Raw genomic sequence first — 26,050 nt, forward strand, 5'->3', positions numbered from 1 at the left:
CTAGTCTTGCCGCACTTTTAAATCGTGCCTGTTGTCGCCAATACCCTGTGCAAAAAAAGGAGCCATACCATGTCCGCCTTCGGCAAAAAAACCCTCTTCACCATCCTGCTTTTCTGGGCAGGAACAGCGACAGCGACCGACCATTCCATGTTTATTACGGATCCCTTCAATAGTGGTCCGGAAGTGACGGAAACCTGCCTTTCGTGTCACGACGATGCGGCCCGGCAAGTCATGGCAACCAGCCACTGGACCTGGTCGCTGGAACAGAACGTCGACGGCAAAAAGATCAATCGCGGAAAAATCAACGCCATCAATAATTTCTGCGTGGCCGTTGGTTCCAATGAGCCGCGCTGCACCAGTTGCCATGTAGGATACGGCTGGGAGGATCAGAACTTCGATTTCACTGATCAGACCAAAGTGGACTGTCTGGTCTGTCATGATGGCACCGGCACTTATAAAAAATCCCCGGCCGGCGCCGGCAACCCTGCTGCAGACGTGGACCTGCTTCAGGTTGCCCAGAGTGTCGGCAAGAGCTCGCGGCAAGCCTGCGGTGCCTGCCATTTCTTCGGCGGTGGTGGTGATGCCGTCAAGCATGGCGACCTCGATTCCAGCATCACCAATCCCAGCCGCGACATTGATGTTCACATGGCCACTGATGGTTTGAACTTCAGCTGCAGCGACTGTCATTCTACTGAAAACCACAACATTCGCGGCCACGCTATGGTGGTCTCTCCGAGCGGTGAAAATCATATTGGTTGTGTCGGTTGTCACGGCGAAGAGGTTCACGAGAGTAAAATCCTCAATAACCACTATGCTTCTGTGGCTTGCCAGACCTGTCACATTCCGGCTTTTGCGAAAGAAGTTGCTACCAAAACCTCATGGGACTGGTCGACAGCCGGACAGGATCTCGATGTCCCTGATGATGAACATGGGCGCAAAGCATATGACAAGCGCAAAGGACACTTTACCTGGGGGAAAAACATACAACCAACCTATGCCTGGTACAATGGTGAGGCCGGTGCCTATCAGCTGGGTGAAAAAATCGATCCTGACAAGGTGACAACACTGAACTACCCCATCGGTGCGCGCACCGATCCAGAATCAAAGATTTATCCTTTTAAAGTTCACACCGCAAAACAGATCTACGACACCAACAACATGTACCTGATCACCCCGAAAGTCTGGGGGCCAAAAGGTGATCCGGATGCCTACTGGGTGAATTTCGACTGGAATAAAGCAGCGGCAGCCGGAATGCAGGTAAGTGGCCTTGAGTTCAGCGGTGAATACGGCTTTGCCCCCACCACCATGTACTGGCGCATCAATCACATGGTCGCTCCCAAAGAACAGGCTCTGCGCTGCACCGACTGCCATGGTAAAAAGAGTGATTTTGCCTGGAGCGAATTAGGCTACAGCGCTGATCCGATGCTTGATCGTAAACAAAGAAGACTTAAATAATTCAAACTGTTCAGCATTTAGACTTAAAAGCTCTCCGTATGTACATAACGGAGAGCTTTTTTGTGTTTCTCCCTTGACTGTTATTCTTGAATCTGCAACAAATATTGAACATCAAGGTTCGATGAACGCCCGTCCCTGCGATAGAAGTGGATGAATGATTTTTTTTGTACCACCCGTTTCAGAATAAGGGTGGCACAAAAGGATCGTATGCAGCCATCACAAATTGTGACGCAAATAAATTTCCAACGTCAGTTGAGGTGACCTATGCCGCGAAAACCCCGGCTGGAAGACGATCAGATCATCTACAACAGCATGCGGGCCATCCGGAGCATTCCACAGGCAAAAATTGAATTCATGATGCAGAAAATTGGTGGACCCTTTGCCGGCGCGTTCCGTCTGTCCGGTCCATGGGGTGAGCGCTACTACTACATCAAGGTGGTACCACGCTTAACCGCCGACATCGCCGACCTGGTCATCCATCAGCTCAAAACCTCGCCGGCACCACAAAATGCCGCACCCCTGCTGGTCAGCAATTATATTTCCGCCACCATGGCGCAAAAGTTGCGCAAGAGCAAAATCGAACACGCCGATTGTGCCGGCAACGTCTATCTTGACCAGATGCCATTATACATAGATATCAGTGGCCGCAAACAGGCACCAAAGCCCCCGACAGCAGACCGCCTGTTCCGCGCCAGTGGTCTTAAGCTGATTTACCTGCTGTTGCGCAACCGCAAAGCAGTCAACGCCACCTACCGCGCCCTGGCCGATGATGCCGGTATCGCCCTGGGGGCCATCGGCAGTCTGTTTGGCGAACTGGAAAAACGTGGCAACTTGACCCGGGACGAACAGGGAAAACGACAACTAACAGCGGTCGAAGAGTTGCTGCAACGCTGGCAGCTGGGATATGTGGAAACCCTGCGCCCACGCCTTTTCCTGCAACGCTGCCGGCTTTCTGTCGGTGACACGCCGGTCGGTCTGGCACAACGGCTGAAACAGCTGAATGTCAGTTCGCAGATATTCATTGGTGGTGAGTTAGGGGCCAGCCTGATGACACGCGGCTTCCAACCGCAATCGGCAGTGCTCTACCTGGAGCCGGAACAACAGCTTAAGACCATGCTGCAACTGCATCTGACCGCCGATCCCGACGGCGAGGTAACCCTGCTGCAGACCTTCGGGCGTCAGTGCCGGTGGACCGGATTGCAACCGGAGGGACTGACCCTGGCCGACCCCTTGTTGACCTTTGCCGAACTTAATGATTGTAGCGATGAACAACTGGCAGTCCGTCTTTATCAGCAGTACCTGATACCGCGCTTTAACGATAACAAATGACGGACAGCCTAGCTGTGCCCCCCACCGAGCAGCCGGCCGCGCACCTGCTCGCTGTTGATGCCGGCCTGCACACCGGGCTGGCACTATACCGTCACGACAGCCGGCTGCTGTGGTATCGCTCCCACCATCTGGCCGATCAGCAGAAACTGAAACGCCTGATTGCCACATTATTGCGCAGCACACCCCAGCCAACCCATATTTATCTGGAAGGCGGTGGTCCTCTGGCCGAGCTGTGGCAACGTGAAGCCCTCAAACTGGAGCGCGATTTTATCCAATTGGATGCCGGACAATGGCGCAAACGACTCTTTTATGACCGTCAGCATCCGAGCGGACGCGTTGCCAAGCAACAGGCGCTGAAGATGGCTGTCGAGGTGGTTGATCACTTGAGCCACAAAAAACCGACGGGACTGCGCCATGATACCGCTGAGGCCATTCTGATCGGACTCTATGGATTATTGGATCTGGGCTGGATCGCACACTGGCCCCCGAAAAAGGAGCAGCATTGATGGCACACTATGATTTTATTGTTATTGGTGGTGGCATTATCGGCCTGGCCACCGCGCGTCAGCTGCAGCAGGATCATCCCGCCAGCAAGATTGCCGTCCTCGAAAAAGAATCACGTCTGGCCCTGCACCAGACCGGACGCAACAGCGGGGTTATCCATGCCGGTGTTTACTATAAACCGGGAAGCCTCAAGGCACGTTTTTGCCGGGAAGGGAATCAAGCCACCAAAGCCTTTTGTAAAAAACACAACATTCCTTTTCGTGAAACCGGTAAGTTACTGGTGGCAACCAATCATGCTGAACTTGGACGTATGCAGGATTTGCTTGAACGCTGTCGACAGAACGATATCCCTACCGAGACACTCGACCAGCAGCAACTGCAGGAGAAGGAGCCCAACGTTGTCGGCCTGGGGGCAACCTGGGTGCCGTCAACCGGGATCGTCGACTACGCCCGGATAACCCATAAGCTGGCAGCGCTTTTTACTGCAGCTGGCGGGGAGATCCACACCAACTGCAGGGTAACCGGGATCAAGGAAAATCACGGGGCAGAAGTCACTTCCAGTATCGGTCGTTTTTCCGCTCAATGTGTCGTCGGTTGCGCCGGTCTGCATTCCGACCGTCTGATTCGCATGCTGGGCCAGGAACCGGATTTCCGGATTTTGCCGTTTCGTGGCGAATACTTCCAGTTACCGGTCGATAAACGCCGGATCGTCAGTCATCCAATCTACCCGATCCCCAATCCGGAGCTGCCATTCTTAGGCATTCACCTGACCCCCATGAGCGATGGCTCCCTCACCGTTGGCCCCAACGCCACCCTGGCGTTGGCCCGCGAAGGCTACAGCCGCTGGAGTATGAACCTGCGCGATTTGATTGAGATGTTCAGCTACGCCGGGCTCTACCGCTTGATTGGAAAATACCCGGGACCAACCCTGACCGAGCTGAAAAACTCCCTCTATCGCCCCGGCTACCTCAAACTTGCCCAGCGCTACTGCCCGCAGATTGAGCTCAAAGATCTCTGCCCCTACCCATCGGGAGTTCGTGCCCAGGCGGTACGCGCCGACGGCAAAACCCTCGATGATTTTCTCTTTGTCAAAGGGCAACACAGTCTGATTGTCGGCAATGCCCCGTCACCCGCAGCGACATCAGCCCTGCCGATCGCCCGCCACATCTGCGAGCAGGTCAAAGAGCTTCTTGGATAACAATTCAGCGGCATCCTTGCACCGGGTCGGGGGCCCGGTGCTGGACAAATGCCCGGTTACACCGAGCTACAAATTGGATTGGTTGTCGTCACCGAGGGGAATAATCTGGTCGGTAATCTCAGTAAAAGCGACATCGTGGCTGATCAGAAATAACTGATCGTACCAATGTTCAGTGACCTCTTCCTTGCCGACATCAATAGCCCTGAAGGCGTGGGCCAGGTTTTCCCGGCGGGTCACATCGAGGTTGGAGGTTGGTTCGTCAAAAAAGGCAATACGGGCGCCGATCGTTTGCAACATCGCCAGGCGCAGGGCCACCACGGCGCTCATGGTCTGACCACCTGAGAGCTGATCATCGACTCGTTCACGCAGCTCGCCAGCGACCATATCGCGCAGTACAATCTGGTAGTTGTCACCCCAGGCCAGTTCCTCATCGACTTCCGCGATAATTCGATAGATGCGATTGGCGCGGTGGCTGATTTCCTCCCGGAAGCGTTCAGAGAGATACCCCGAAACATTCCGGAACACCCGGTTACGAAGGAATTTGACCAGTTCATCCTTCTCCTTATAGGTTTTGATCAGCCCCTGTTTGGCGTCGATTTCCTCTTCAATGTTCTTGAGCTTGTCGACGTCAACGGCAAGACGGTCGACATCAACAACCAACCCTTTTATCATCTGGCCGAGGGCACTGACACCCCCCCAGAGTGCGTCCTTCTGCTGACGCAGCTTTTCATGTCCGGCGGCGTCATACTCCTTTTCGGCCTTGCTGTAGGCAGCTGCCTTTGCTGCCAGATCATGCTGCAACTGTTTCAGGTGCTGGTTGAATTTTTCCAGATCCACCCGGCGCTGGCTCACTTCTTGCGCCTGTTGCTGATTGGCCAGATAACGGTCACGAGCTTCCTGGTGGCCCATCTTCTCCTTCTCAGTGGCTTCGATATCGGTTTGCAACCGACGGTAGGTATCCAACACCTTTTGTTTTTCATCAAGTTGCTGCTGCGCTGCTGATTGTTCCTTATGCAGCCCTTCCAGCCCTTCAGCCTTGAGCTCGTTGGTTGTGCGACGCTCCACCAGCTTTGCCAACTGAGAATCCAGCCCTTCGAGTTTGACCGCAACCGCCTTGAGCTGATCGCTGGCCACACTCGCCGCCTGCTCTTCCAGTTCGTGCCTGTGAACTTTCTCCTGAAGGCGCCGCCGGCCCTGATCCAGTTCAGAGAGTTTGGAAGAGAACAGGTCGCCCGGTGGACTTTCGGCGATATTGAGGCACGGCTCCTGGAAAAACGGGCATATCCCCTCAGAAAGTTTCTTGCTCCCCTCTTCCAGCCCCGCCCGGCGGCCCTCTAGTAACCCAAGCTGCTGGCGCGCGCCTTCAAGATTCGCACGGATTTGCGGCAATCGCTCAGACAGGGTCTGTTGCTCGTCATCAAGGGACAAAGCCTTCCGGCTAGCGACCAGCGTCTTTTCTTCGGCAGCGAGTTCTTCTCGAGTGCGTTGGATCGATTGGGTCTCAATCTTTAACCGCTCGGTCAGCTTGCCAACCTGGTTTTTCAGATCAGCGACTTCGTGTTCTTGTTGCCGCTGAACCTTGACCTTCTCCCGCAGCTCGACCAGCTGCCTCTCGGCCTGCTCGTAGGCTTTTTTGCCGGACGTGGTCGCTGCGATGATCTGGTGAGCTTTTTCGGCCTCGTCAACCAGGAGCTTCTGCTTGCCGATCATCTCGCTACCGTTACTGATCCGTTCCTTGAGGGTTTCGACCCCTATTTCAAGCGCCTTGAGATCCTTTTCACGGTTATCAACAGCGAGGAGAGTCCCTTCAATGTCCTTGAGCTGCCGCTGTTGCAAAGCCTCATCCTTCTGCGCCTGCGCCAGATTCTTCGTCGCCGCTTTATGCTCATCCCTTTTCGCCGGCAGTTCAGCCACCTGGTTCTTAAGCGGGCTGATTGCGCTTTCCAGGGCATCCACCTTGGACTTGATGGCACTGCTCAACACCTTGGTCTCATTGAACGTCTTACGCCAGGTGTCGATACCAAGAATCTCGTCAAACTTGTCACGCCTTTTAGTTGCCTGCCTGATGACAAAGGGGCCAAGGAATTCGTTCTGGAACGGGCCGATCACCAGTTCAAACTGCTCAGCCAGTGAACGTGCCGACCTCAGCCCGAGCAACTCCTTGATGCGCCCTTCCGTTTCTTTACTGTCCTTGTGCTCCTCCACTTCGAAAACGCCTCCGACCTCTTTGGCCAGAAGCCACCTGGACGGCGTACCAACGGTACGACTGACGCGATAGCGTTCGTTATCCGCGAGTCGAAACACAACGACAATCTCTCCTCGCCTGGCCCCGATGGTCACGAAGCGCTCAACATTGCCGACAAAGCTTTGCGCCTCGACACCGAACAGGGCATATCCGATGGCTTCAAAGATGGTGCTTTTGCCGACCCCATTGGGACCGGAGAGGACATTGATGCCGGGGGAGAAGTCCAGTTCAGTGTCGCGGTGCGACTTGATGTTCTTGAGATGGATGGAGAGAATCTGCATCAATTCCTCTCCGTGTCCAGAAGGGCCAGCAATTCATCACCATCGACATCACCTCTTTGCACAGCATTCTTCAAGGCAATGGAGAGCCGGGTCAGTTCTTCCTCACGACCCTGGTATTCGCTGCCGGACGTGATCAAATCATGCAGAACCTCCTGCTCGATCTCCTCCAGGCTTTTATTAACACCATTGACCTCTTCGGAGCTGCTGACGAGGGAAAGGTGATTCTTGATCTCAACATGCAATGGGTCGACCAATTCTTCCAGCACCGCTTTCAGCCGATCACGCCCCAACTCGAAGGGATGAAACCCGACGCGACCAACCAGCTTTAACTCCAGCAGAAGCTGACGTTCATCGCCGCAGCCCTCGACCCTGGTGACAACCTGTTCGCTGAGCAGTGCGAGTGCCTGTTCAGCATTTTCCGCACCACTTAAATCAATCGTTTCAACAAACATCGGACGCGGCAACGTATTCCTGAATTCCGGTGTAAACTCGCCATCCTTGAAAGTGACCTCGTAGTAACCCTTGTCATACTTCTCCTCACCGAAATTGACCCGCTCCGGCGAGCCGGGATTATAGGCATAGGCTTTGCCCTCAGATGTTTTTATCACGTAAGGTTTATGACCATGACCGAGAGCAACGTAACCGAATTTCTCCGCCAGCGGATGGGCCTGTTCCAGCGCCATATTACCAATTTCAACCGGGCTGAACTTCCAGATGCCGACGTGAAACAGCAGCAGATTGTTGCTGGTGTTGACCGCTGCACAGATGCGTTCCACATGATAACCGGCCTGGGCACCGATATAGCCAAGACCATAGATATTGACCCCGCTGATTTGGATATGCCCGCCCATGCCGGTCTTTTCATCAAAGGGATCGAAGCGGTAACCACCATCATCAGTACGTACCGGCCGCAACAGCTTGATATAGCCCATCTGTGACAGAGCTTCCATCCACGAGATGTTATCACGACGGTGGATCCAGTCGTGGTTGCCTTCAATGGCGACACAGGGAATTCCGGCATCCTTCAGGGGTTGCAGGGCCTCAATAGTGCGCGCGAAGGTTTTCGGCACAATCTGGCCGACGTGGAACAGATCGCCACCAATCAGCAGCGCATCGACCTGCTCCTTGATGGCGTCGTCACAAATACCTGACAAACAGGCAAAAAAATCGTCGTAGCGTTCGCTCTCTCCGGGAGAGTTACGGTAACTTTTCCCCAGGTGAATATCGGATGTGTGAATGAATTTCATGATAACGATTGCGTCTCATCCCGCAGGCGCTTGAAAATTTCGCGATAGGCACGTTTGTCACCATGCTGATGAACCGAGCGGGCAAGGCGACTGATGGTTTTTATATCAAGATGCGCGGCCTGATCCTGAAGCTCTGCACAAGCCTGATCAAACTGCTGTGGATCACAAAGACGATCCCGCAGCTGTTCCAAAGAATGAAATTGTTTTTTGTCGCTGCGATCAACCTGATCCATCCCCTCCAGTTGTAACCTCAGAGCGTCAACGGCATCGGGGTCCTCCCGCAAGAGCCCTGCCAGGTATTTCAATTGCCGTTTGTGCGATCCACGCCCACTTGTCTGGCGCACAGTCTGCGCCTCGGCAACAATCTCGGCCGGCAGCTCCATCCGCCCAAAGCGATTATCCGACAGCTCACAAAGCTGTCCGGCAAGTTCGGTGATCTGCTGTGCCTGCTGTTTCTTTTTGGTTCTGCTCAAGGGCCGATCATCATGTGTTTCTGCGGTCATTTAGCTTCTCCCAACCGGAGCACCTATGCCTGGTCTCTGATCTGTGTGGATTCGTGGTTCATCTGCAAGCTACTGCGCGGCATCCACTTAAGTCAACGCCTGGTGACAACACGATAGTAGTTTTGGCAACAATACCCGGTTTTTGCTATGATGAGCCAAGTGACTTTTTTAAAGGAGTTTAAACACTGATGGATTACGGCATCACCCGCGAACGCGCCCTTGAGCTGCTCCGGCAACATCTGACACAAACCAACCTGATCAACCACAGCCTGGCCTCTGAAGCGGTGCTGGGCAGGTTGGCTCGACATCTGGGGGCCGATGAAACCCTGTGGCGTCTGACTGGTCTGCTGCACGATCTGGACGTGGAACTGACCAAAGAGGACATGCGGCGTCATACCCATGATACTGCCCGGATCCTGCGTGAGGAAGGTGTTGTCGAGGATATCATCGAAGCCATCTGTCTGCACAATGAGCAAGCTCATGAGCGCCGTCGTAATCAGCCACTGCACCACGCCCTTGCCGCCGGGGAGACCATCACCGGACTGATCACCGCTACCGCCCTGGTGTATCCCGATAAAAAACTGGCCAGCGTCAAACCCAAGTCGGTTCGCAAACGCTACAAGGAAAAACTGTTCGCTGCCGGCGCCAGCCGTGAGATAATCAGTGAGTGTGAAAGTATCGGCATCAGCGTTCCGGATTTTTGTGATCTCTGTCTTGAGGCCATGCAGGAAATAGCCCCTGAGCTGGGACTGTAACCCCCCCAGCAGAAAACTACCTCTCTATGAACCAGAAGCAATTGACCACCCTGCTGGAACAACTCGTTTGTGGCAATCTCAGTGTCACCGACGCTGTCAACAAGCTCAAACATCTGCCCTACGAAGATCTGGGCGTCGCCCGTATTGATCATCATCGGGAATTGCGTCAGGGGGTTGCCGAAATCGTCCTCGGCCAGAGCAAAACCCTTGACCAACTGACAACCATTGTTGCAGCCCTTGAGCGCAGAGATCGCAACATTCTGGTTACCCGCCTTGATCAGACCAAGGGTGAAGCCCTGGCACAGGAGTTTCCTGCCGGAGAGTACGATGAGCTGGCACGCACCTTCTGTCTCATCCATCAGCCCGCCGCCGTGCTCGGGCGCGGCAAAATCCTGGTCATCTGCGCCGGCACCTCCGACCTGCCGGTAGCCCGTGAAGCCGCAATAACCGCGCGCATGCTCGGCAATGATGTCGAAGAACTGGTTGATGTCGGGGTTGCCGGCATCCACCGACTGCTGAGCTGTCAGGAGCAACTTCACCAGGCCGCGGTCGTCATTGTCGTTGCCGGGATGGAGGGCGCCCTGCCTTCGGTCGTCGGCGGCCTGGTGGCGGCACCGGTGATTGCGGTGCCGACATCGGTTGGTTACGGCGCCGCCTTTGGCGGCGTCGCCGCCCTGCTCGGCATGCTCAACTCCTGTGCCTCCGGAGTGACCGTCGTCAACATCGACAACGGCTTTGGCGCTGCCTTCGCCGCGAACCGCATCAACCGCCAGGGGAACTGACCAGCATGAAAAGCCTTTACCTCGACACCTTCTCCGGGATTTCCGGTGACATGTTTTTGGGCCTGCTCTGCGATCTGGGCCTTGATATCGAGCGCCTCAAAGCCGAACTGGCCAAGCTGCCGATCCGCGCTTATCAGCTGAACATCCACCGTGAGCGCCGACATGGGATTGAAGGGTGTCGCTTGATCGTTGACCACAAAGAAGACCACCATCATCGCAGCTGGAGTCACATTGACCAGATGCTGGCTGACAGCTCGCTCAGCGAGTACAGCAAGGAGCTATCGCGCCGCTTTTTCCGCCGCCTCGGTGAAGCGGAGGCCAAGGTTCATGGCATCGACATTGATGAGGTCCACTTTCATGAAGTCGGTGCCGTCGACGCCATCGTTGATCTCACGGGGGCAGCCATCGGCGTCGATCTGCTTGGCATCAACAAAATCTTCTGCTCGCCGTTACCCCTGTCACGCGGCATCAGCCACTGTGCCCACGGCGCCCTCCCCTTGCCGGCACCGGCAACCCTCGAAATTCTGCAGGGGCGGCCGGTCTATGACAGTGGCTGTGATAAGGAACTGGTCACCCCCACCGGTGCCACCATCGTCAGGGAACTGGCTGAATTCCGCGATATTCCCACCCTGCCGCTGGGCCGGTGCGGCTACGGCGTCGGTGGGTGGGAACTGGCCGATCGTCCCAACCTGCTGCGCGGTATCCTCTATGAGCAGGAGCAGGAGCAACCGTCAGCCGCAACCGACGAGGTCGAGCTGCTCGAATCTCATATCGACGACAGCACCCCGGAACAACTCGGCGACCTGCTGGAACGGCTCTTCGAAGCCGGCGCCCTGGATGCAGCCTACGCCCCGTTGCAGATGAAAAAAAACCGCCCGGGACAGCTCCTCAAGGTGGTCTGTCAACTCGCACACAGTCCGGTACTGGCGACCCTGATCATGCACCACAGCAGCGCCATTGGTGTACGCTGTCAACCGTGCCGCCGCTATTTTCTGCAACGCCGCGAGGTCACCATCGCAACCACGCTGGGACCAGCACAGATCAAGCTGTTGTTTGACAACGACCAGTTTATTCGCCTCAGTGCCGAATATGAAGACTGCCGACGCCTAGCCCGGCAGCACAATCTTCCCTTGCAACAGGTCTATCGCCTGGTTGAAAATAGCGCCTACGACCAGCTGCCACTGCTTTTCAAGGAGAAGATCCATGACTGAATCAACACCCCAACAGAGTAAAAACTGCGCTACGATCTTTTTTGCGACTAATGGTGGACTGGGCTACGCCCCGATGGCCCCCGGCACCTTTGGCACCCTGGCAGGAATCCCGGCCTTTTATTACTTGTCATCATTACCCGGGTTGTTTCAATTTATTGTTCTGGTCGTGGTGACCGCTTTGAGCGTTTTTATCTGTCAGCGCGCCGGCAGCTATTTCGGTGAAGCCGATGACGGTCGCATTGTTATTGACGAACTCGCCGGCTATCTGGTGACCGTCGCTTTTCTCCCTTTCAGCTGGGGAACCGCGCTACTGGCCTTTTTCTGGTTTCGCCTGTTTGACATTTTAAAGCCGCCCCCGATCGGCCACATTGATCAAAATTTTAAAAACGGTTTTGGTGTCACCTTTGATGATATCCTGGCTGGTGTCTACGCCGCCGTTGCGGTGCGCCTGTGTCTCGCCCTGTTCAGCTGACTTTTGCTTTACTGGAAATGAACATCTATGCCCAGTTTTGATATTGCTATCCTGACCACCGCAGAAGATCTGCTCAGTGGCGACTCAACCGATTCAATAAGTTCCGTCGTCGTTGACATACTCACCCGGCATGGCTACCGCCCGCGTTGCTCCCTGGCTGTCTCCGACAATGAAAAGGAGATCTTTGCGGCGCTCAACTATCTTTCCCGACAGGCCCGTTTTGTCATTGTCAGTGGTGGCCTGGGAACCGGCAGCAACGCCCTGACCGCCCGCGCAGCAGCCCGCGCCCTCGGCTTGCCTCTGGTTATTCATGAAGAAGCTCTGGACATGGTGCGCGACTGGTGTCAGAGCCACCACCAGTCGCTGAACCCTGCCAACGAACGTGTGGCGCTGTTACCCCAAACCGCGCAGCTGCTGGTCAATTCACAAGGCATGACGCCGGGCTTTAAGCTTAACCATAACCAGTGTCGAATGTTTTTCCTGCCCGCTGTAGAGGCCGAACTGCGTACCATGCTGGAAACATCAGTGCTGCCCCAACTCAAGCAGGACTACCCGGAGGAGCAACGCCTGCATCGCCGTACCCTGAAACTGTTCGGCCTGACCGACATTCGTATTCGTACAATGATCCCCAACGCACGCCTGCCGGAAGGGGTCAGCATCAACTACAGCCACGATTTCCCGCTGGTGCTGGTGAATCTGAAGGCCCGTGGAGAGGAGGCCGATGAACGCCTCGATCAGGCCGAAGCACTGCTCCTGCAGGTTCTTGGTGACCATCTGATGGCGCGCGACGGTCAGACTGCCGAAGGCAACGTCGGGCAACTGTTGACCCAGGCCGGCCTGACCCTGTCCCTGGCGGAATCCTGCACCGGCGGCCTCCTCAGCTGCATGCTGACCCGCCACCCCGGCGCCTCAGCGTTTCTCAATCGTGCCGGTGTCACCTACGCCGATGCTGCCAAACAGCACTGGCTGAAGGTACCGCAGGCAATCCTGCTCCAGCACGGCGCCGTCAGTGAACCCTGTGCCCGGGCCATGGCCAGCGGTCTGCGTCACGAGAGCGGCACTGATCTGGCCCTGGCAATTACCGGCATTGCCGGCCCGGATGGCGGCACGCCGGACAAACCAGTGGGCACGGTCTACCTCGCCCTGGCCAGTGACGCCGGGGTTCACGCTCAACGTTATCTATTTGGTGGTGATCGAGCCCGGGTTCAGCGCATGAGTGCTTTTATGGCGCTGGAATGGCTTCGGCGCTTCGCCTTGCAACCTATAGCTGATTAAGCTCTCGACAGCGGCAGGCCAATCGTTTTACTCTGGCCCGGCAGAGTTCAGAATATAGAATTAAGTAGTTGGAAAAGAATTGTCATTTCAGGATTTTTTATTCTGTATTCTTTATTCTGTCTCCTGGATTTTTAGCAACGAACGCAGCAAACTGCGAGGATGAGGTCTTGCTTGCGATTAAAAAATCACCTCCGCTGCCAAAACGACTTATTATGTCACACGGAGAGGGGAAGATTGGCAACACACCAGTCTTGATAACTGACATTAACGATTTTTTTGCATTCAAGGAGTACTTACATGTCCGATCAAAACCGTAACCGCGCCCTCGAACTGGCCATGGGGCAGATTGAAAAACAATTCGGCAAAGGCAGCATCATGCGCCTTGGCTCGGATTACCAGATGCCCGCCATCGCGACCATTCCCACCGGTTCCTTAAGTCTCGATCTGGCCCTCGGCGTTGGCGGTATTCCCAAGGGTCGCATTATTGAAATTTTCGGCCCCGAATCCTCGGGCAAAACCACCCTGGCCCTGCATATTCTTGCTGAAGTCCAGAAACAGGGCGGGGTGGCAGCTTTTGTCGACGCCGAACATGCCCTTGATATCCAGTACGCCCAGAACCTTGGGGTCAAAGCCGACGATCTGCTGGTCAGCCAGCCGGACACCGGTGAACAGGCGCTGGAAATCACCGAAATGCTGGTACGCAGCGGGGCTATCGACCTGCTCGTTGTCGATTCCGTTGCCGCACTGACCCCGCGCGCCGAAATTGAAGGGGAAATGGGGGATTCCCACATGGGTCTGCAGGCCCGCCTCATGTCCCAGGCCCTGCGCAAACTAACCGGGATTGTCAGCAAGTCCAACTGCAGCATTATCTTTATCAACCAGATCCGGATGAAGATTGGTGTCATGTTCGGTAACCCGGAAACCACCACCGGTGGTAACGCCCTGAAATTTTATTCCTCGATACGTCTCGACATCCGTCGCATCGCCGCGCTGAAACAGGGGCAAGATGTCATCGGCGGAAGAACCAGGGTCAAGGTGGTCAAGAACAAGGTGGCGCCGCCGTTCAAACAGGCTGAATTTGACATCATGTATGGTCTCGGCATCTCGCGCGAGGGGGATATCCTTGATCTGGGGGTCGATAACGATATTGTCGAAAAAAGCGGTTCCTGGTTTTCCTACAAAGGGGAACGGGTAGGTCAGGGGCGTGAAAACGCCAAACAATACCTGCAGGAACATCCTGAAATGACCAACGAAATTGAAGCGACCCTGCGCGAACTTTACGGTGTTGGCGGGGCCAAGCTGAAAAGTTCCGCTGACGACGAATAATTCCAATTGAAAAGTGAGGTCATACGATGGAACTGAATCAGATTCTCGGCCTGGCGTTAAAATCCAATACCTCGGATATCCACCTCAAAGCCGGACTCCCCCCCGTATTCAGGGTCGATGGCAGCCTGCGCCCTCTGCCCAAAGCGCCGCGTCTGACCGCTGATGATCTGCGCATGATGTGCGAAGGGATCATGAACGAAAAACAACGGGTGCGCTTTGAGGAAAACAACGAAGTTGACCTGGCTTACGGTGTCCCCGGCCTCGGACGCTTTCGCGTCAATGTCTTTATGCAGCGCAATTCCGTCTCAGCGGTTTTTCGCGCGATCCCTTACAAAGTGGCCACCCTCGATGAGCTGTTGATGCCCAAGGTGCTGAAAAAAATTGCCGAGGAGCAGCGCGGACTGGTGCTGGTAACTGGTGCGACCGGTTCAGGAAAATCGACAACCCTGGCGGCGCTGATCGACCACATCAACAGCAACCGCACCGCCCACGTTGTGACCGTTGAAGATCCGATCGAATACCTCCATCGCGATCGCAAGTGTATTATCAACCAACGAGAAGTCGGCTTCGATACCACCGGCTTTGCCCCGGCGTTGAAAAGTGCCCTGCGCCAGGATCCTGATGTTATTCTGGTTGGCGAGATGCGCGACCTGGAGACCGCCGAAACTGCCCTGGCTGCCGCCGAAACCGGCCACCTGGTGCTCTCGACCCTGCACACTATCGATGCCACCGAGACCATTGCCCGGATCATCTCCATGTTCCCCCCGCACCAGCAGCGCCATGTCCGTATTCAACTTTCTAATGTCTTGCGAGCAGTCGTTTCCCAGCGTCTGATTCCACGTACTGAAGGAAAAGGGCGGGTTGCCGCGGTCGAAGTCATGCTCACCACCGCGCGCGTTCGCGAGTTGATCGATGACCGGGAAAAAACTGCCTTGCTTAAGGACACCATTGCTCAAGGATATACCACGTACGGTATGCAAACCTTTGACCAGGCGCTGATGGACCTGGTCAAACGCAATATTATCACTTACGAAGAGGCCCTGCGCCAAAGCTCCAATCCCGACGACTTCAAACTCAAATTCTCCGGCATCGACTCCACATCCGATTCTTCCTGGAGTGATTTCGAGCGCGGCAAAGAGCAGGAGGACAGCACGGCCGCCGCTGAAGCTGCGGAAAACGAGAAGAATGACGATTCCCCCTTCCAGCGTTTCTGATGCTTTCAGCGTCGCGTTGCGTCTGCTCGGTCGCTGTGATCGCAGCGAAGCGCAACTGCGCGACAAGCTGAAGCAGCGCGGGTTTTCCGACCGCACCATCGCCACAACCATCGAGCGTTGCTATGATTACCGCTACCTCGATGACCATCGTTATGCACTGGGGCGGGCACGTGCTCTCATGCGTAACGGCAAAGGGGTGGGTAGACGGATTCTCGTCGATCTGCGCCAGCGCGGAATTGCGGATGATCTGGCACAGGCCGCGCTGGATGAAGTCAGCAGTGAGTTCAACCTGAAGGATCTTTTTATGCAGGAACTTGCTCGCCGCTTTCCCGACGTCTGTTATGCTTCTGCTACAGCCAACGAACGAAGGCGACTGATCAGTTATTTTCAGCGCCGCGGCTTTCCCCTCGGCGATATTTTCACCTGGCTGCAACAAACATCCGGTTCTGATCGATAAACTCTTTTCAAATCCAACCGCTTCCGTTAGAATTTTGTGTCCAGCACAATCGGCCGCCGGATACCCGGTGATTTATCTGTCGCCATGGCAATACCTGGGACCCCGGCAGTCACGGCCTGGTTGCAGTTACAATTCAAGAATAACGACGACATCCTGATTGAAAGGTTGACCCATCATGCTCACCGGAAACGCCATCCGCGCCAGATTTCTTAAGTTTTTTTCCGATCGCGACCACACTATCGTGGCGTCATCATCGCTGGTTCCCCACAATGATCCGACCCTGCTGTTCACCAATGCCGGCATGAACCAGTTCAAAGACTGCTTTTTGGGCGACGAGAAACGCGCCTATGTGCGTGCAACTTCTTCACAGAAATGTGTGCGCGCCGGCGGTAAACACAACGATCTGGAAAATGTCGGTCGTACCGCACGGCATCACACCTTTTTTGAAATGCTGGGTAATTTTTCCTTCGGCGATTATTTTAAAAAAGAAGCGATCGCTTACGCCTGGGACTTTCTCACCAGGGATATGGGACTCGACAAGGATCGTCTCTATGTCTCGGTCTACACCGATGACGATGAAGCCGCCGACATCTGGCATCACCAGGAAAAAGTACCGCGCGAGCGCATTTTCCGTTTTGAGGAAGACAACTTCTGGGCGATGGGGGATACCGGCCCCTGCGGACCCTGCTCCGAAATCTTCTATGACAACGGCCCCGAGGTTGGCTGCGACAGCCCTGATTGCACCATCGGCTGTGACTGTGACCGCTATATGGAAATCTGGAACAACGTCTTCATGCAGTTTGATCGCAAGCCGGACGGCACCCTGGTACCACTACCGAAACCGGCCGTCGATACCGGCATGGGTCTGGAGCGGATTACCACTGTCATGCAAGGCGTTCAGTCCAACTATGATACCGATCTGTTGCGCAATATTATCGCTTTTATCGAACAGCTGTGCGGCAAAAGCTATGGTGATGACAACGAGAATGATGTTTCCATGCGCGTCATTGCCGATCACAGTCGCGCCGCCGCCTACCTGATTGCCGATGGCGTCCTCCCTTCCAATGAAGGGCGCGGCTATGTGCTGCGGCGGATCATGCGCCGCGCTATGCGCCACGCCAAAATGCTCGGCCTTGATGATCCGGTACTGCACAAAACCGCTGTTTTTGTTCTCGATTCAATGGCCGAAGCCTACCCCGAAGAAGCGGCACGCAAAGACTTTGTCGCCCGCGTTGTCCTCAACGAAGAGGAGCGCTTCATTCAGACCCTGGGCAACGGCCTGCGAATGCTGCAGGAGGAGGTTGCGCGCCTGGCAGGCACTCCCGCCAAGGTAATTCCCGGCGAAACGGTTTTCAAACTGTACGACACCTACGGTTTCCCCGTTGACTTGACCGCCGACATCGTCGAAAAAGACGGTTACAGCATTGACGAGGCCGGCTTTGAAGCATGCATGGAGGAGCAGCGCAACAAGGCCCGCGAGCACTGGAAGGGTTCAGGCGAAGAAGCCGTTGCAGCCATCTATAAACGCCTGGCAGACCAGGGGGTAAGAACCACCTTCAGCGGCTACCTGAAACTCGAAGACCAGAGCGAGATTCAGGCTCTGATTCGTGCCGGTGAACCGGTCACTGAGGCGAAAAATGGCGACATCGTCGAGGTGATCACCGCAACCACCCCCTGCTATGGAGAATCGGGCGGCCAGACGGGAGATACCGGCGAAATCATCGCAAAGAACGCTCAACTGCGCATCCTCGACACCAAAAAGCCCCTTGATCACCTGCATGTCCACCTCTGCGAAGTGGTCACTGGCTCCGTTCAGACCGGCAACCAGGTAACCTTAAGGGTTGAGGGCGAACGGCGTCAGCGCACGGTAATCAACCACACCGCGACCCACCTGCTTCAGGCAGCCCTGCAACGCATCCTTGGTGATCATGTCAAGCAGGCCGGCTCACTGGTAACACCAGAGCGCCTGCGTTTCGATTTTACTCACTTTTCCCCGGTTACCACAGCCGAATTGCTGCAGATCGAGGAAGAGGTCAACCGTCAGATCCGAACCAACGCGGCGGTACAGAGTCGTGAAATGGCGGCTGAAGCCGCTCAGGCGTCAGGCGCTACCGCGCTGTTCGGCGAAAAATACGGCGACGTGGTGCGGGTGATCAGTGTCGGTGATTACAGCATGGAACTCTGTGGCGGCACCCATGCCAAGGCCGCCGGCGATATTGGCCTGTTCCGCATTTTAAGTGAAACCGGCATCGCCGCCGGGGTGCGCCGGATTGAAGCGGTAACCGGCGAAGCAGCACTGGCATTAAGCCAACAGCAGCAACAGACCCTGCAGCGCCTGGCCGATCTGGTCAAGAGTGACCCGCAGAAACTCGAGCAACGGGTTCAGAAAATCCTTGAGCAACAAAAACATCTAGAGCGTGAGCTTGAACAGATTCAGGCCAAAATCAATGTCCAGCGCAGCGGTGAGTTGATCGATCAGGTTCAGCAGGTTGGCAATATTTCCCTGCTTGCGGTCAAGGTTGCCGGAGTAGACGGCAAGAGCCTGCGTGAATTTTCCGATTCCCTGCGCGACAAACTCGGCTCCGGAGTACTGGTATTGGCCACCGAAGCTGACGGCAAGGCGGCCCTGCTGGTGGCCGTTACCAAAGACCTGACCGCCCAGGTGAAGGCCGGTGATTTGATCAAACCCCTGGCGGCGATTGTCGGTGGGCGCGGCGGCGGACGCCCCGAGTTGGCCCAGGCCGGCGGTCCTCTGACGGAAAAACTGGATGAACTGATTGCAGCGGCACCAGAACAACTGAAATCACTACTGGAAAAAGCCTGATATGCCTGCCAATGGCAACGGCCATTCGCCCAGAAAACTGCTGATCGTTGATGACGAACCCCTGATCCGCGATCTCTGCGCCAGCGTCTTTGATGACTACAAAGTGCTGCAGGCGGAAGACGGTTTCGATGCGCTGAAGTTTCTCAATCACGAAGATGTCGATATCGTGCTGACCGATGTTAATATGCCCAACATTGACGGTCTGGAGTTTCTGCGTATTATCCGCCGTGAACAGCCCGACCTTCCCGTCATCCTGATGACCGGCTATTCCGACAAGGAACTGATTCTCAGCGCTCTTAAGGCCGGAGCAGATGATTTTATCACCAAACCGATCAGCGTCCTGCAATTAAGCACGACCGTGGAAAAAGCTCTCGAACGTCACGCCCTGCGCGGTGAACTTGCCGATCTGCGCCATATTGCGCGTTTGAAAAACGAATTTTTAGGATTAATCTCCCACAAACTTAAAACTCCCACCGCCGCCATCTCCCTGTTTATCCAGAATCTTGCCGAAGGGGTGGAAGGTCCGACAGACGAAAACTTTCTTCAGGTTCTGACGATGGTCCAGGCGGAAACCACCTATCTGGAAAAACTGATCCAGGATCTGCTCTATTTCAGTGAGGCCACCCTGCAGGAAGATGAGATGACCCTGGAACTGACCGATCTCGGACAAGTCGGCAGGCAGGTCATCGAAGAACTGCAGCCCACAGCCCAGGGCAAAGCCCAACAGATAAACACCAGGATCCCGGCCCCCATGTCGGATTGCTTGTTACTGTTGCATCCGCAAAAAATTCATTTTAGCGTCCGTGCCCTGCTCGACAACGCGATTAAATTCACGCCGCGCCAAGGAATTATTGAAGTGCGTTGCGACCAGCAGGAGGGTCGGGCCAGGCTTACTATCAAGGACAACGGGATTGGCATTCCTGAACCTGAACTATCTAAAATCTTCAATAAATTCTATCAGTTTGATCCGCATAGCACAGGCCAGGTGCGGGGCTTCGGTTTAGGACTGTATTATGCCCGTAACTTTATTCGCGCCATGGGCGGGCAATTGCAAATCGACAGTCGGCCCGGCGTCGGCACATCGGCAACCATTGAGTTCCCGCTGCCGGAAAAATAACCGGAAAAACTATTCGGACCGTGCTGCTTCGACGCTAAAAATCTTTTTTAACTACCCAGCCAAAACCCCCTTTAAATCCTTGTGGATAGGCGACATTGCCCTTTCTAACTGAGCCATAAATGTGTTATGGTGTATCTTTTTGTTTGTCACTGCAATAACTTCTATCCGGTTGACATTTAGACCCATTTTTTGATGGAGCAATACATGTTTAAAGGCACAACCATCTGTTCCGTACGCCACCATCATCAGGTCGCTCTGGGGGGCGACGGGCAGGTCAGCCTCGGCAATACCGTGATGAAACATGGCGCCCGTAAAATCAGACGGCTTTATGAAGACAAGGTCCTGGCAGGTTTTGCCGGCAGCACCGCCGACGCCTTTACCCTGTTTGAAAAATTCGAGGCCAAGCTCCAGGAATTTCGCGGCAACCTGCCCCGGGCTGCTGTCGCGCTGGCGAAAGACTGGCGCACCGACCGTGTTCTGCGACGCCTGGAAGCCTTGCTGATTGTCGCCGACAAGGATGTCACCCTGATTATCTCCGGCGCCGGAGATGTCATCGAACCTGATGACGGAGTGGCTGCCATTGGTTCTGGCGGGAGCTTTGCCCTCGCCGCAGCGCGCGGGATGGTCGCCCATTCTACTCTTGATGCCGCTAAAATCACCGAAGAAGCGCTCAAAATTGCCGCTGATATCTGTATCTACACCAACGACCGGATTGCTATCGAGGTACTTTCTTGAACAACTTTACCCCCCGCGAAATTGTTTCTGAACTGGATCGCTACATCATCGGCCAGAAAGATGCCAAGCGCGCCGTCGCTGTAGCCCTGCGCAACCGCTGGCGGCGTCAGCAGGTGCCTGCCGAACTGCGTGATGAGATCGCCCCGAAAAACATCATTATGATCGGTCCGACCGGCGTCGGCAAAACTGAAATCGCCAGACGCCTGGCCAAACTCGCCCAGGCTCCGTTCATCAAGGTGGAAGCCAGCAAATTTACCGAGGTCGGTTATGTCGGCCGTGATGTCGAGAGTATGGTGCGTGACCTGCTCGAATTGGCCATCACCATGGTCAAGGAAGAAGAAACAGCAAAAATGCAGATCAAGGCCGAGGCCAATGCCGAAGAGCGGCTGCTGGATCTGCTGTTGCCGGGAGAAGCTGACCGTTCTCCTGACAAGGAAGAACAGCGGCAGGGTACCCGTGACCGTCTGCGCAAACTGCTGCGCTTAGGGGAACTGGATGAGCGCTTTGTCGAACTGGATGTCGAAGTCAGCAACATGCCGTCCATGGGGATTTTCACCCCCCAGGGGAACGAAGAGCTGGGACTTAACATCAAGGAGATGTTCGGCAACATCTTCCCCAAAAGTGCCAAACGCAAACGCGTCAAGGTCAGCGAAGCACGCGACATTCTGACTGCCAGCGAAGCGGAAAAACTTGTCGACATGGAAAACGTTACGACTCTGGCTAAGGAGCGGGCTGAGCAGAGCGGGATTATCTTTATCGACGAAATCGACAAGATTGCCAGCCGCGAAGGAGTCCATGGGCCGGAGGTTTCGCGCGAGGGGGTCCAGCGTGACATTCTGCCGATTGTCGAGGGCAGCACGGTCAACACCAAACACGGTGCCATCAAAACCGACCACATTCTGTTTATTGCTGCCGGCGCCTTCCACATGGCAAAACCCTCGGATCTGATTCCCGAACTCCAGGGACGTTTCCCGATCCGGGTCGAACTCGACAGTCTCGGCGAAGATGACTTTTACCGGATTTTGACCGAACCGAAAAATGCCCTGATCCGCCAGTACCGTGAGCTGATGAAAACCGAATCCATCGACTTGCAGTTTGACGAGGAGTCCATTCGTGAAATGGCCAAGATTGCCAAACTGGTCAATGAACACACAGAAAACATCGGCGCCCGGCGGCTTCACACGATTATGGAAAAACTGCTGGAAGACCTCTCCTTCAACGCACCGGAGCGTTCCGGCGACAAGGTGATGATCGGCGCCGAGCAGGTTCGGGATCGTCTGGCAAAAATCAGCCAGGATGAAGATTTGTCACGTTACATCTTGTAAAGGAAGACATTGATGCAAGAGCTGATAGCTAAAGCCAACGTTCTGATGGAGGCCCTGCCGTGGATCCGACGTTTTTATGGTACCTCCATTGTCATCAAATACGGTGGTCATGCCATGGTTGATGAGCGCCTTAGAGAAGAGTTTGCCCGCGATATTATCCTGATGAAATATATTGGTCTCAATCCCGTGGTTATCCACGGCGGAGGCCCGCAGATCGGCAAGGTCCTGGAAGCGATGAATATCCAGAGCCGTTTTGTCCAGGGGATGCGCGTCACCGACAGCGCCACCATGGATGTGGTGGAAATGGTGCTCGGCGGCAAGGTCAACAAAGAGATTGTCTCCAATATCAACCGTCACGGCGGCAAGGCCGTCGGCATTACCGGCAAGGATGGTGGCCTGATCCGCGCCCGCAAACTGGAAATGACCGCTATCAATCCCGACTCCCTGACCCCGGAAATTATCGATATCGGCATGGTTGGTGAAGTTGAACAGGTCAATCCGGCGATTATCGAAGCCCTTGAACATAACAACTTCATTCCGGTTATCGCCCCGATTGGCGGTGGACTTGAAGGCGAAACCTATAACATCAACGCTGACCTGGTGGCAGGCAAGATCGCCGGCGCCTTAAAAGCTGAAAAACTGATTCTGCTCACCGATGTTGAAGGGGTTAAGGACAAGAATGGACGCCTCATTTCTACCATCGACATCCAGCGGGTTCCCGACCTGATCAACAACGGAACCATTTCCGGCGGCATGATCCCCAAGGTCAACTGCTGCGTCGAAGCTATCGAAGCAGGGGTCGGCAAAACCCATATTATCGATGGTCGCATGGAGCATGCCTGTCTGCTGGAAATCTTCACCGACAAGGGAATCGGCACCGCTGTGGCGAGGTACAAATAATGACTTCAACCCAACAATGGATTGACCAGGGACTGACCACTGTTGCCGGCACTTACGGGCGTTACCCGCTGGTGGCAGTGCGGGGCGAAGGCTGCCGCCTGTTCGACAATGACGGCAGGCAGTACCTCGACTTTCTCGCCGGGGTTGCCGTCAATAACCTCGGCCATTGTCATCCGGCAGTGGTGGCCGCCATTCGCGAACAGGCCGGCATTCTGATCCACTGTTCCAATTTTTATCATATCCCGACCCAGATCGAACTATCGCGCCTGCTGTGTGAAAATTCCTTCGGCAACCGCGTCTTTTTCTGTAATTCCGGCGCTGAAGCCAACGAAGCGGCACTTAAGCTGGCACGTAAATGGAGCGGTGACAAGTTTGGTTCCCGGCGCCACGAAATTATCTCTGCCACCGCCTCTTTCCATGGCCGCACCCTGGCAACCGTCAGCGCTACCGGCCAGGAAAAAATCCAGGCCGGCTTTGCCCCGTTGCTCCCCGGCTTCAAACACGTTGCTTTTGGTGATATTGAGGCCCTGCGCCAGGCCGTCGGACCCAACACCTGCGCGGTCATGCTTGAGCCGATCCAGGGCGAAGGGGGCATTCGCATACCATCTCCCGGCTACCTCAAAGCAGTTCGCGAACTCTGTAACGAGCGTCAACTGTTGTTGATCCTCGACGAAATCCAGACCGGTCTGGGACGTACCGGCACCCTGTTTGCCTATCAACAGGAAGGAATCGAGCCGGATGTGATGACTCTGGCCAAGGCACTCGGCGGCGGTGTTCCGATTGGTGCCATGATTGCCCGCGACCCCTATAGCAACGTCCTCAGCTCCGGCACCCACGGTTCAACTTTCGGTGGCAATCCCCTGGCAACTGCGGCTGCTATCGCCGCCTTTAATGAACTGAACAATCCGGAATTGCTGCAACACTGTCGCGAGACCGGTACCTTTTTCATTGCGCAACTTGAACAACTTAAACAACGCCACGCGCTTATCCGGGGCGTTCGCGGTCGCGGGCTGATGATCGGGGTCGAGCTGGGTTGCGAAGGGGCTCCGATTGTCAACAAAGCGCTCGAACATGGCCTGTTGATTAACTGTACCGCCGGCAACGTGTTACGTTTTGTCCCACCGCTGATTGTCAGCCATGCCGAGATCAACCAACTGATCGACATCCTTGATGCTATTTTCAGAGAACATGATGCAGGAGCAACAACAGCATGAAAAAAGATTTTCTCTCCCTTTCCGACTGGTCATTAGATGATCTTGAGGCCATATTTGCCCTGACCCGTGATCTCAAAGCCAAACAGCAACAATGCATCCCTCATCGCCTGCTGGAGGGGAAAACCCTGGCAATGATCTTCGAAAAGAGTTCCACCCGTACCCGGGTCTCTTTCGAAGTCGGCATGTTTCAACTGGGCGGTCATGCCCTGTTTCTTCATTCCGGCAACACCCAGATGGGGCGCGGCGAACCAATCCGCGACAGCGCCAAGGTAATGGCGCGTTACTGCGACGGCGTCATGATCCGTACTTTTTCCCATTCCATCGTTGAAGAGTTTGCTGCCCATAGCAGCGTCCCGGTCATTAATGGCCTGACCGACCTGAACCATCCCTGTCAGTTGATGGCCGACCTCTTTACCGTCAGCGAACACCGCGCCGATTACCGTGAGCTGGTATATTGCTGGATCGGCGATGGCAACAACATGGCCAACAGCTGGATCAATGCCGCTTCGGTGTTCGGGTTCGAACTGCGCATTGCCACCCCGCAAGGCTACGAACCGGATCCTGACGTTGTTGACCAGGCACGCCGGGCCGGGGCCAGGCTGATCCTGACCAACGATCCCCGTGAAGCGTCAGCCGGTGCCGACATTCTCAACACCGATGTCTGGGCAAGTATGGGACAGGAGGAGGAACAACAGATCCGCGCCAAAGCGTTTGCCGGTTTTCAGATCAACAGCGAGTTGCTCAGCACGGCAAACAAAGATGCTCTGGTGATGCATTGCCTGCCCGCCCACCGCGATGAAGAAATCACCAACGAGGTGATGGAAGGGGCGCAATCGATCATCTTTGACGAAGCGGAAAATCGTCTCCACGTACAGAAGGCCATCATGGCCACCTTGATGGCGGATTAAGATCATGAAACTAACCTGTCCTCACTGTGAATACAGCCGCATCATTGATCCCCAACAGATTCCAGCCGGAACGACTCGGGTGAAATGCCCCTTGTGTACCAAAGCGTTTGATCTGCCGCAGCAACAGGACCAGCAGGAGGAAAATGCAACCGTTGGCGACAATGAGCCGGCCCAACCCGCCGATCAACCGCAAGCGCCGCAGCAACAAGTCCCGGATCCCTCGCCGGTCGTACCACGGCAGCCCGAGGAAGAGGCAACGCGCTCGCAAACCAGCGCCCCACCGCGGCCACCCATGCCCGGTGTATACCATAATCCAATGGATGCGGTGCCCAAGGCAACCTTCTGGATGCGCGCCGTTGCCACCCTGGTTGATGCTGCCATTGTGTTCGGCCTGCAGATGATCCTTGGCGGGCTGCTGGCCCTGGCCGGAACCGTGACCGTCGTCGGCAGCGATGGTGGTGCCGGCGAAACCGCCTTTATCGTCCATTTCTTCAGTTACCTGATCAGCTTCACCTATTACATCTTTTTCACCGGCTACTGCGGACAGACTCCCGGCAAGATGGTCCTGCGCATCAAGGTTGTTCGTCAGGACGGCTCCCCGATCAGCTATGGTCGAGCGGCTTTTCGTGAGGTACCGGCGAAGTTTCTTTCCGGAATTATATTCGGCATCGGATACCTGATGGTGATTTTTGACGACCAGAAACGTGCCCTGCATGATCGCTTGTCAGATACCTACGTCATCAAACTCTGAGGTATTTTGTAACTACATCAAA

Annotated in this window: 23 protein-coding genes; 20 read left to right on the forward strand and 3 right to left on the reverse strand. The window is 55.2% G+C overall.

What is annotated here, in order from left to right:
- Nucleotides 1–69: 69 nt before the first annotated feature.
- From AC1931_RS13550 to lhgO, 4 genes are all read left to right on the forward strand, one after another.
- The gene (locus AC1931_RS13550; RefSeq protein ID WP_483877817.1) at nucleotides 70–1,455 is read left to right on the forward strand and encodes a tetrathionate reductase family octaheme c-type cytochrome; all 1,386 of its coding nucleotides are present in this window, start codon (nucleotides 70–72) and stop codon (nucleotides 1,453–1,455) included.
- Nucleotides 1,456–1,719: 264 nt separating this feature from the next.
- On the forward strand, nucleotides 1,720–2,784 hold the full coding sequence (locus AC1931_RS13555; RefSeq protein WP_483877818.1) for a type IV toxin-antitoxin system AbiEi family antitoxin: 1,065 nt from the start codon (nucleotides 1,720–1,722) through the stop codon (nucleotides 2,782–2,784).
- Nucleotides 2,781–3,290, forward strand: a complete 510-nt coding sequence (locus AC1931_RS13560; RefSeq protein ID WP_483877819.1) for a hypothetical protein — start codon at nucleotides 2,781–2,783, stop codon at nucleotides 3,288–3,290. The genes AC1931_RS13555 and AC1931_RS13560 overlap by 4 nt, the downstream gene beginning before the upstream one ends.
- Nucleotides 3,290–4,486, forward strand: coding sequence for an L-2-hydroxyglutarate oxidase (lhgO, locus tag AC1931_RS13565; RefSeq protein ID WP_483877820.1), 1,197 nt, complete (start codon nucleotides 3,290–3,292; stop codon nucleotides 4,484–4,486). The genes AC1931_RS13560 and lhgO overlap by 1 nt, the downstream gene beginning before the upstream one ends.
- 66 nt (nucleotides 4,487–4,552) lie before the next feature.
- Here the strand turns inward: lhgO and AC1931_RS13570 are convergent, their stop codons facing one another.
- The 3 genes from AC1931_RS13570 to yjgA are packed head-to-tail and all read right to left on the reverse strand — an operon-like array spanning nucleotide 4,553 to nucleotide 8,762.
- Nucleotides 4,553–7,012, reverse strand: a complete 2,460-nt coding sequence (locus AC1931_RS13570) for an AAA family ATPase (RefSeq protein WP_483877821.1) — start codon at nucleotides 7,010–7,012, stop codon at nucleotides 4,553–4,555.
- A complete protein-coding gene (locus AC1931_RS13575) occupies nucleotides 7,012–8,259 on the reverse strand; it encodes a metallophosphoesterase family protein (protein ID WP_483877822.1) in 1,248 nt (415 codons plus the stop codon). The genes AC1931_RS13570 and AC1931_RS13575 overlap by 1 nt, the downstream gene beginning before the upstream one ends.
- A complete protein-coding gene (gene yjgA / locus AC1931_RS13580; RefSeq protein ID WP_483877823.1) occupies nucleotides 8,256–8,762 on the reverse strand; it encodes a ribosome biogenesis factor YjgA in 507 nt (168 codons plus the stop codon). Before yjgA ends, AC1931_RS13575 begins: the two co-directional genes overlap by 4 nt.
- Nucleotides 8,763–8,950: 188 nt before the next feature.
- Here yjgA and AC1931_RS13585 point away from each other — a divergent pair, with 188 nt between their 5' ends.
- From AC1931_RS13585 to AC1931_RS13660, 16 genes are all read left to right on the forward strand, one after another.
- On the forward strand, nucleotides 8,951–9,517 hold the full coding sequence (locus AC1931_RS13585; RefSeq protein WP_483877824.1) for an HDIG domain-containing metalloprotein: 567 nt from the start codon (nucleotides 8,951–8,953) through the stop codon (nucleotides 9,515–9,517).
- 26 nt (nucleotides 9,518–9,543) lie between these two features.
- A complete protein-coding gene (gene larB, locus AC1931_RS13590; RefSeq protein ID WP_483877825.1) occupies nucleotides 9,544–10,299 on the forward strand; it encodes a nickel pincer cofactor biosynthesis protein LarB in 756 nt (251 codons plus the stop codon).
- Between the two features lie 5 nt (nucleotides 10,300–10,304).
- The gene (larC, locus tag AC1931_RS13595; RefSeq protein WP_483877826.1) at nucleotides 10,305–11,510 is read left to right on the forward strand and encodes a nickel pincer cofactor biosynthesis protein LarC; all 1,206 of its coding nucleotides are present in this window, start codon (nucleotides 10,305–10,307) and stop codon (nucleotides 11,508–11,510) included.
- Nucleotides 11,503–11,982: a phosphatidylglycerophosphatase A family protein gene (locus AC1931_RS13600; protein WP_483877827.1), complete on the forward strand. Its 480-nt coding sequence runs from the start codon at nucleotides 11,503–11,505 to the stop codon at nucleotides 11,980–11,982. Before larC ends, AC1931_RS13600 begins: the two co-directional genes overlap by 8 nt.
- A 27-nt stretch (nucleotides 11,983–12,009) precedes the next feature.
- Nucleotides 12,010–13,257, forward strand: a complete 1,248-nt coding sequence (locus tag AC1931_RS13605; protein WP_483877828.1) for a CinA family nicotinamide mononucleotide deamidase-related protein — start codon at nucleotides 12,010–12,012, stop codon at nucleotides 13,255–13,257.
- Between the two features lie 297 nt (nucleotides 13,258–13,554).
- Nucleotides 13,555–14,583, forward strand: a complete 1,029-nt coding sequence (recA, locus tag AC1931_RS13610) for a recombinase RecA (RefSeq protein ID WP_483877829.1) — start codon at nucleotides 13,555–13,557, stop codon at nucleotides 14,581–14,583.
- A gap of 26 nt (nucleotides 14,584–14,609) precedes the next feature.
- Complete coding sequence (locus tag AC1931_RS13615; RefSeq protein WP_483877830.1) at nucleotides 14,610–15,797, forward strand: type IV pilus twitching motility protein PilT; 1,188 nt, start codon at nucleotides 14,610–14,612, stop codon at nucleotides 15,795–15,797.
- The gene (locus AC1931_RS13620; RefSeq protein WP_483877831.1) at nucleotides 15,769–16,254 is read left to right on the forward strand and encodes a regulatory protein RecX; all 486 of its coding nucleotides are present in this window, start codon (nucleotides 15,769–15,771) and stop codon (nucleotides 16,252–16,254) included. The genes AC1931_RS13615 and AC1931_RS13620 overlap by 29 nt, the downstream gene beginning before the upstream one ends.
- A gap of 175 nt (nucleotides 16,255–16,429) precedes the next feature.
- Nucleotides 16,430–19,078: an alanine--tRNA ligase gene (gene alaS / locus AC1931_RS13625; RefSeq protein ID WP_483877832.1), complete on the forward strand. Its 2,649-nt coding sequence runs from the start codon at nucleotides 16,430–16,432 to the stop codon at nucleotides 19,076–19,078.
- 1 nt (nucleotide 19,079) lies between these two features.
- Entirely contained in the window at nucleotides 19,080–20,195 is a 1,116-nt protein-coding gene (locus AC1931_RS13630; protein WP_483877833.1) for an ATP-binding response regulator, read from the forward strand.
- Nucleotides 20,196–20,399: 204 nt separating this feature from the next.
- The gene (gene hslV, locus AC1931_RS13635) at nucleotides 20,400–20,930 is read left to right on the forward strand and encodes an ATP-dependent protease subunit HslV (protein WP_483877834.1); all 531 of its coding nucleotides are present in this window, start codon (nucleotides 20,400–20,402) and stop codon (nucleotides 20,928–20,930) included.
- On the forward strand, nucleotides 20,927–22,255 hold the full coding sequence (gene hslU / locus AC1931_RS13640; RefSeq protein WP_483877835.1) for an ATP-dependent protease ATPase subunit HslU: 1,329 nt from the start codon (nucleotides 20,927–20,929) through the stop codon (nucleotides 22,253–22,255). The genes hslV and hslU overlap by 4 nt, the downstream gene beginning before the upstream one ends.
- A gap of 12 nt (nucleotides 22,256–22,267) precedes the next feature.
- Nucleotides 22,268–23,155, forward strand: a complete 888-nt coding sequence (argB, locus tag AC1931_RS13645; RefSeq protein WP_483877836.1) for an acetylglutamate kinase — start codon at nucleotides 22,268–22,270, stop codon at nucleotides 23,153–23,155.
- On the forward strand, nucleotides 23,155–24,369 hold the full coding sequence (locus AC1931_RS13650) for an acetylornithine transaminase (protein ID WP_483877837.1): 1,215 nt from the start codon (nucleotides 23,155–23,157) through the stop codon (nucleotides 24,367–24,369). The genes argB and AC1931_RS13650 overlap by 1 nt, the downstream gene beginning before the upstream one ends.
- Nucleotides 24,366–25,277: an ornithine carbamoyltransferase gene (gene argF, locus AC1931_RS13655; RefSeq protein WP_483877838.1), complete on the forward strand. Its 912-nt coding sequence runs from the start codon at nucleotides 24,366–24,368 to the stop codon at nucleotides 25,275–25,277. Before AC1931_RS13650 ends, argF begins: the two co-directional genes overlap by 4 nt.
- Nucleotides 25,278–25,281: 4 nt before the next feature.
- Nucleotides 25,282–26,028 carry an RDD family protein gene (locus AC1931_RS13660; RefSeq protein ID WP_483877839.1) on the forward strand — a complete coding sequence of 249 codons (747 nt, stop codon included), beginning with the start codon at nucleotides 25,282–25,284 and terminating at the stop codon, nucleotides 26,026–26,028.
- The last annotated feature ends 22 nt before the right edge of the window (nucleotides 26,029–26,050 follow it).

This window comes from Pelovirga sp. C15f (assembly GCF_057178085.1).

What these genes read in the sequence shown, in the direction of transcription:
- lhgO (WP_483877820.1), top strand. Translation starts at nt 3,290, where the DNA reads ATGGCACACTATGATTTTATTGTTATTGGTGGTGGCATTATCGGCCTG.
- AC1931_RS13600 (WP_483877827.1), top strand. Translation starts at nt 11,503, where the DNA reads ATGACTGAATCAACACCCCAACAGAGTAAAAACTGCGCTACGATCTTT.
- AC1931_RS13630 (WP_483877833.1), top strand. Translation starts at nt 19,080, where the DNA reads ATGCCTGCCAATGGCAACGGCCATTCGCCCAGAAAACTGCTGATCGTT.
- argF (WP_483877838.1), top strand. Translation starts at nt 24,366, where the DNA reads ATGAAAAAAGATTTTCTCTCCCTTTCCGACTGGTCATTAGATGATCTT.
- yjgA (WP_483877823.1), bottom strand. Translation starts at nt 8,762, where the DNA reads ATGACCGCAGAAACACATGATGATCGGCCCTTGAGCAGAACCAAAAAG.
- recA (WP_483877829.1), top strand. Translation starts at nt 13,555, where the DNA reads ATGTCCGATCAAAACCGTAACCGCGCCCTCGAACTGGCCATGGGGCAG.
- larB (WP_483877825.1), top strand. Translation starts at nt 9,544, where the DNA reads ATGAACCAGAAGCAATTGACCACCCTGCTGGAACAACTCGTTTGTGGC.
- alaS (WP_483877832.1), top strand. Translation starts at nt 16,430, where the DNA reads ATGCTCACCGGAAACGCCATCCGCGCCAGATTTCTTAAGTTTTTTTCC.
- AC1931_RS13585 (WP_483877824.1), top strand. Translation starts at nt 8,951, where the DNA reads ATGGATTACGGCATCACCCGCGAACGCGCCCTTGAGCTGCTCCGGCAA.
- AC1931_RS13605 (WP_483877828.1), top strand. Translation starts at nt 12,010, where the DNA reads ATGCCCAGTTTTGATATTGCTATCCTGACCACCGCAGAAGATCTGCTC.
- argB (WP_483877836.1), top strand. Translation starts at nt 22,268, where the DNA reads ATGCAAGAGCTGATAGCTAAAGCCAACGTTCTGATGGAGGCCCTGCCG.
- hslV (WP_483877834.1), top strand. Translation starts at nt 20,400, where the DNA reads ATGTTTAAAGGCACAACCATCTGTTCCGTACGCCACCATCATCAGGTC.
- larC (WP_483877826.1), top strand. Translation starts at nt 10,305, where the DNA reads ATGAAAAGCCTTTACCTCGACACCTTCTCCGGGATTTCCGGTGACATG.
- AC1931_RS13575 (WP_483877822.1), bottom strand. Translation starts at nt 8,259, where the DNA reads ATGAAATTCATTCACACATCCGATATTCACCTGGGGAAAAGTTACCGT.
- AC1931_RS13550 (WP_483877817.1), top strand. Translation starts at nt 70, where the DNA reads ATGTCCGCCTTCGGCAAAAAAACCCTCTTCACCATCCTGCTTTTCTGG.
- AC1931_RS13615 (WP_483877830.1), top strand. Translation starts at nt 14,610, where the DNA reads ATGGAACTGAATCAGATTCTCGGCCTGGCGTTAAAATCCAATACCTCG.
- AC1931_RS13555 (WP_483877818.1), top strand. Translation starts at nt 1,720, where the DNA reads ATGCCGCGAAAACCCCGGCTGGAAGACGATCAGATCATCTACAACAGC.
- AC1931_RS13660 (WP_483877839.1), top strand. Translation starts at nt 25,282, where the DNA reads ATGAAACTAACCTGTCCTCACTGTGAATACAGCCGCATCATTGATCCC.
- AC1931_RS13650 (WP_483877837.1), top strand. Translation starts at nt 23,155, where the DNA reads ATGACTTCAACCCAACAATGGATTGACCAGGGACTGACCACTGTTGCC.
- AC1931_RS13620 (WP_483877831.1), top strand. Translation starts at nt 15,769, where the DNA reads ATGACGATTCCCCCTTCCAGCGTTTCTGATGCTTTCAGCGTCGCGTTG.
- AC1931_RS13560 (WP_483877819.1), top strand. Translation starts at nt 2,781, where the DNA reads ATGACGGACAGCCTAGCTGTGCCCCCCACCGAGCAGCCGGCCGCGCAC.
- AC1931_RS13570 (WP_483877821.1), bottom strand. Translation starts at nt 7,012, where the DNA reads ATGCAGATTCTCTCCATCCATCTCAAGAACATCAAGTCGCACCGCGAC.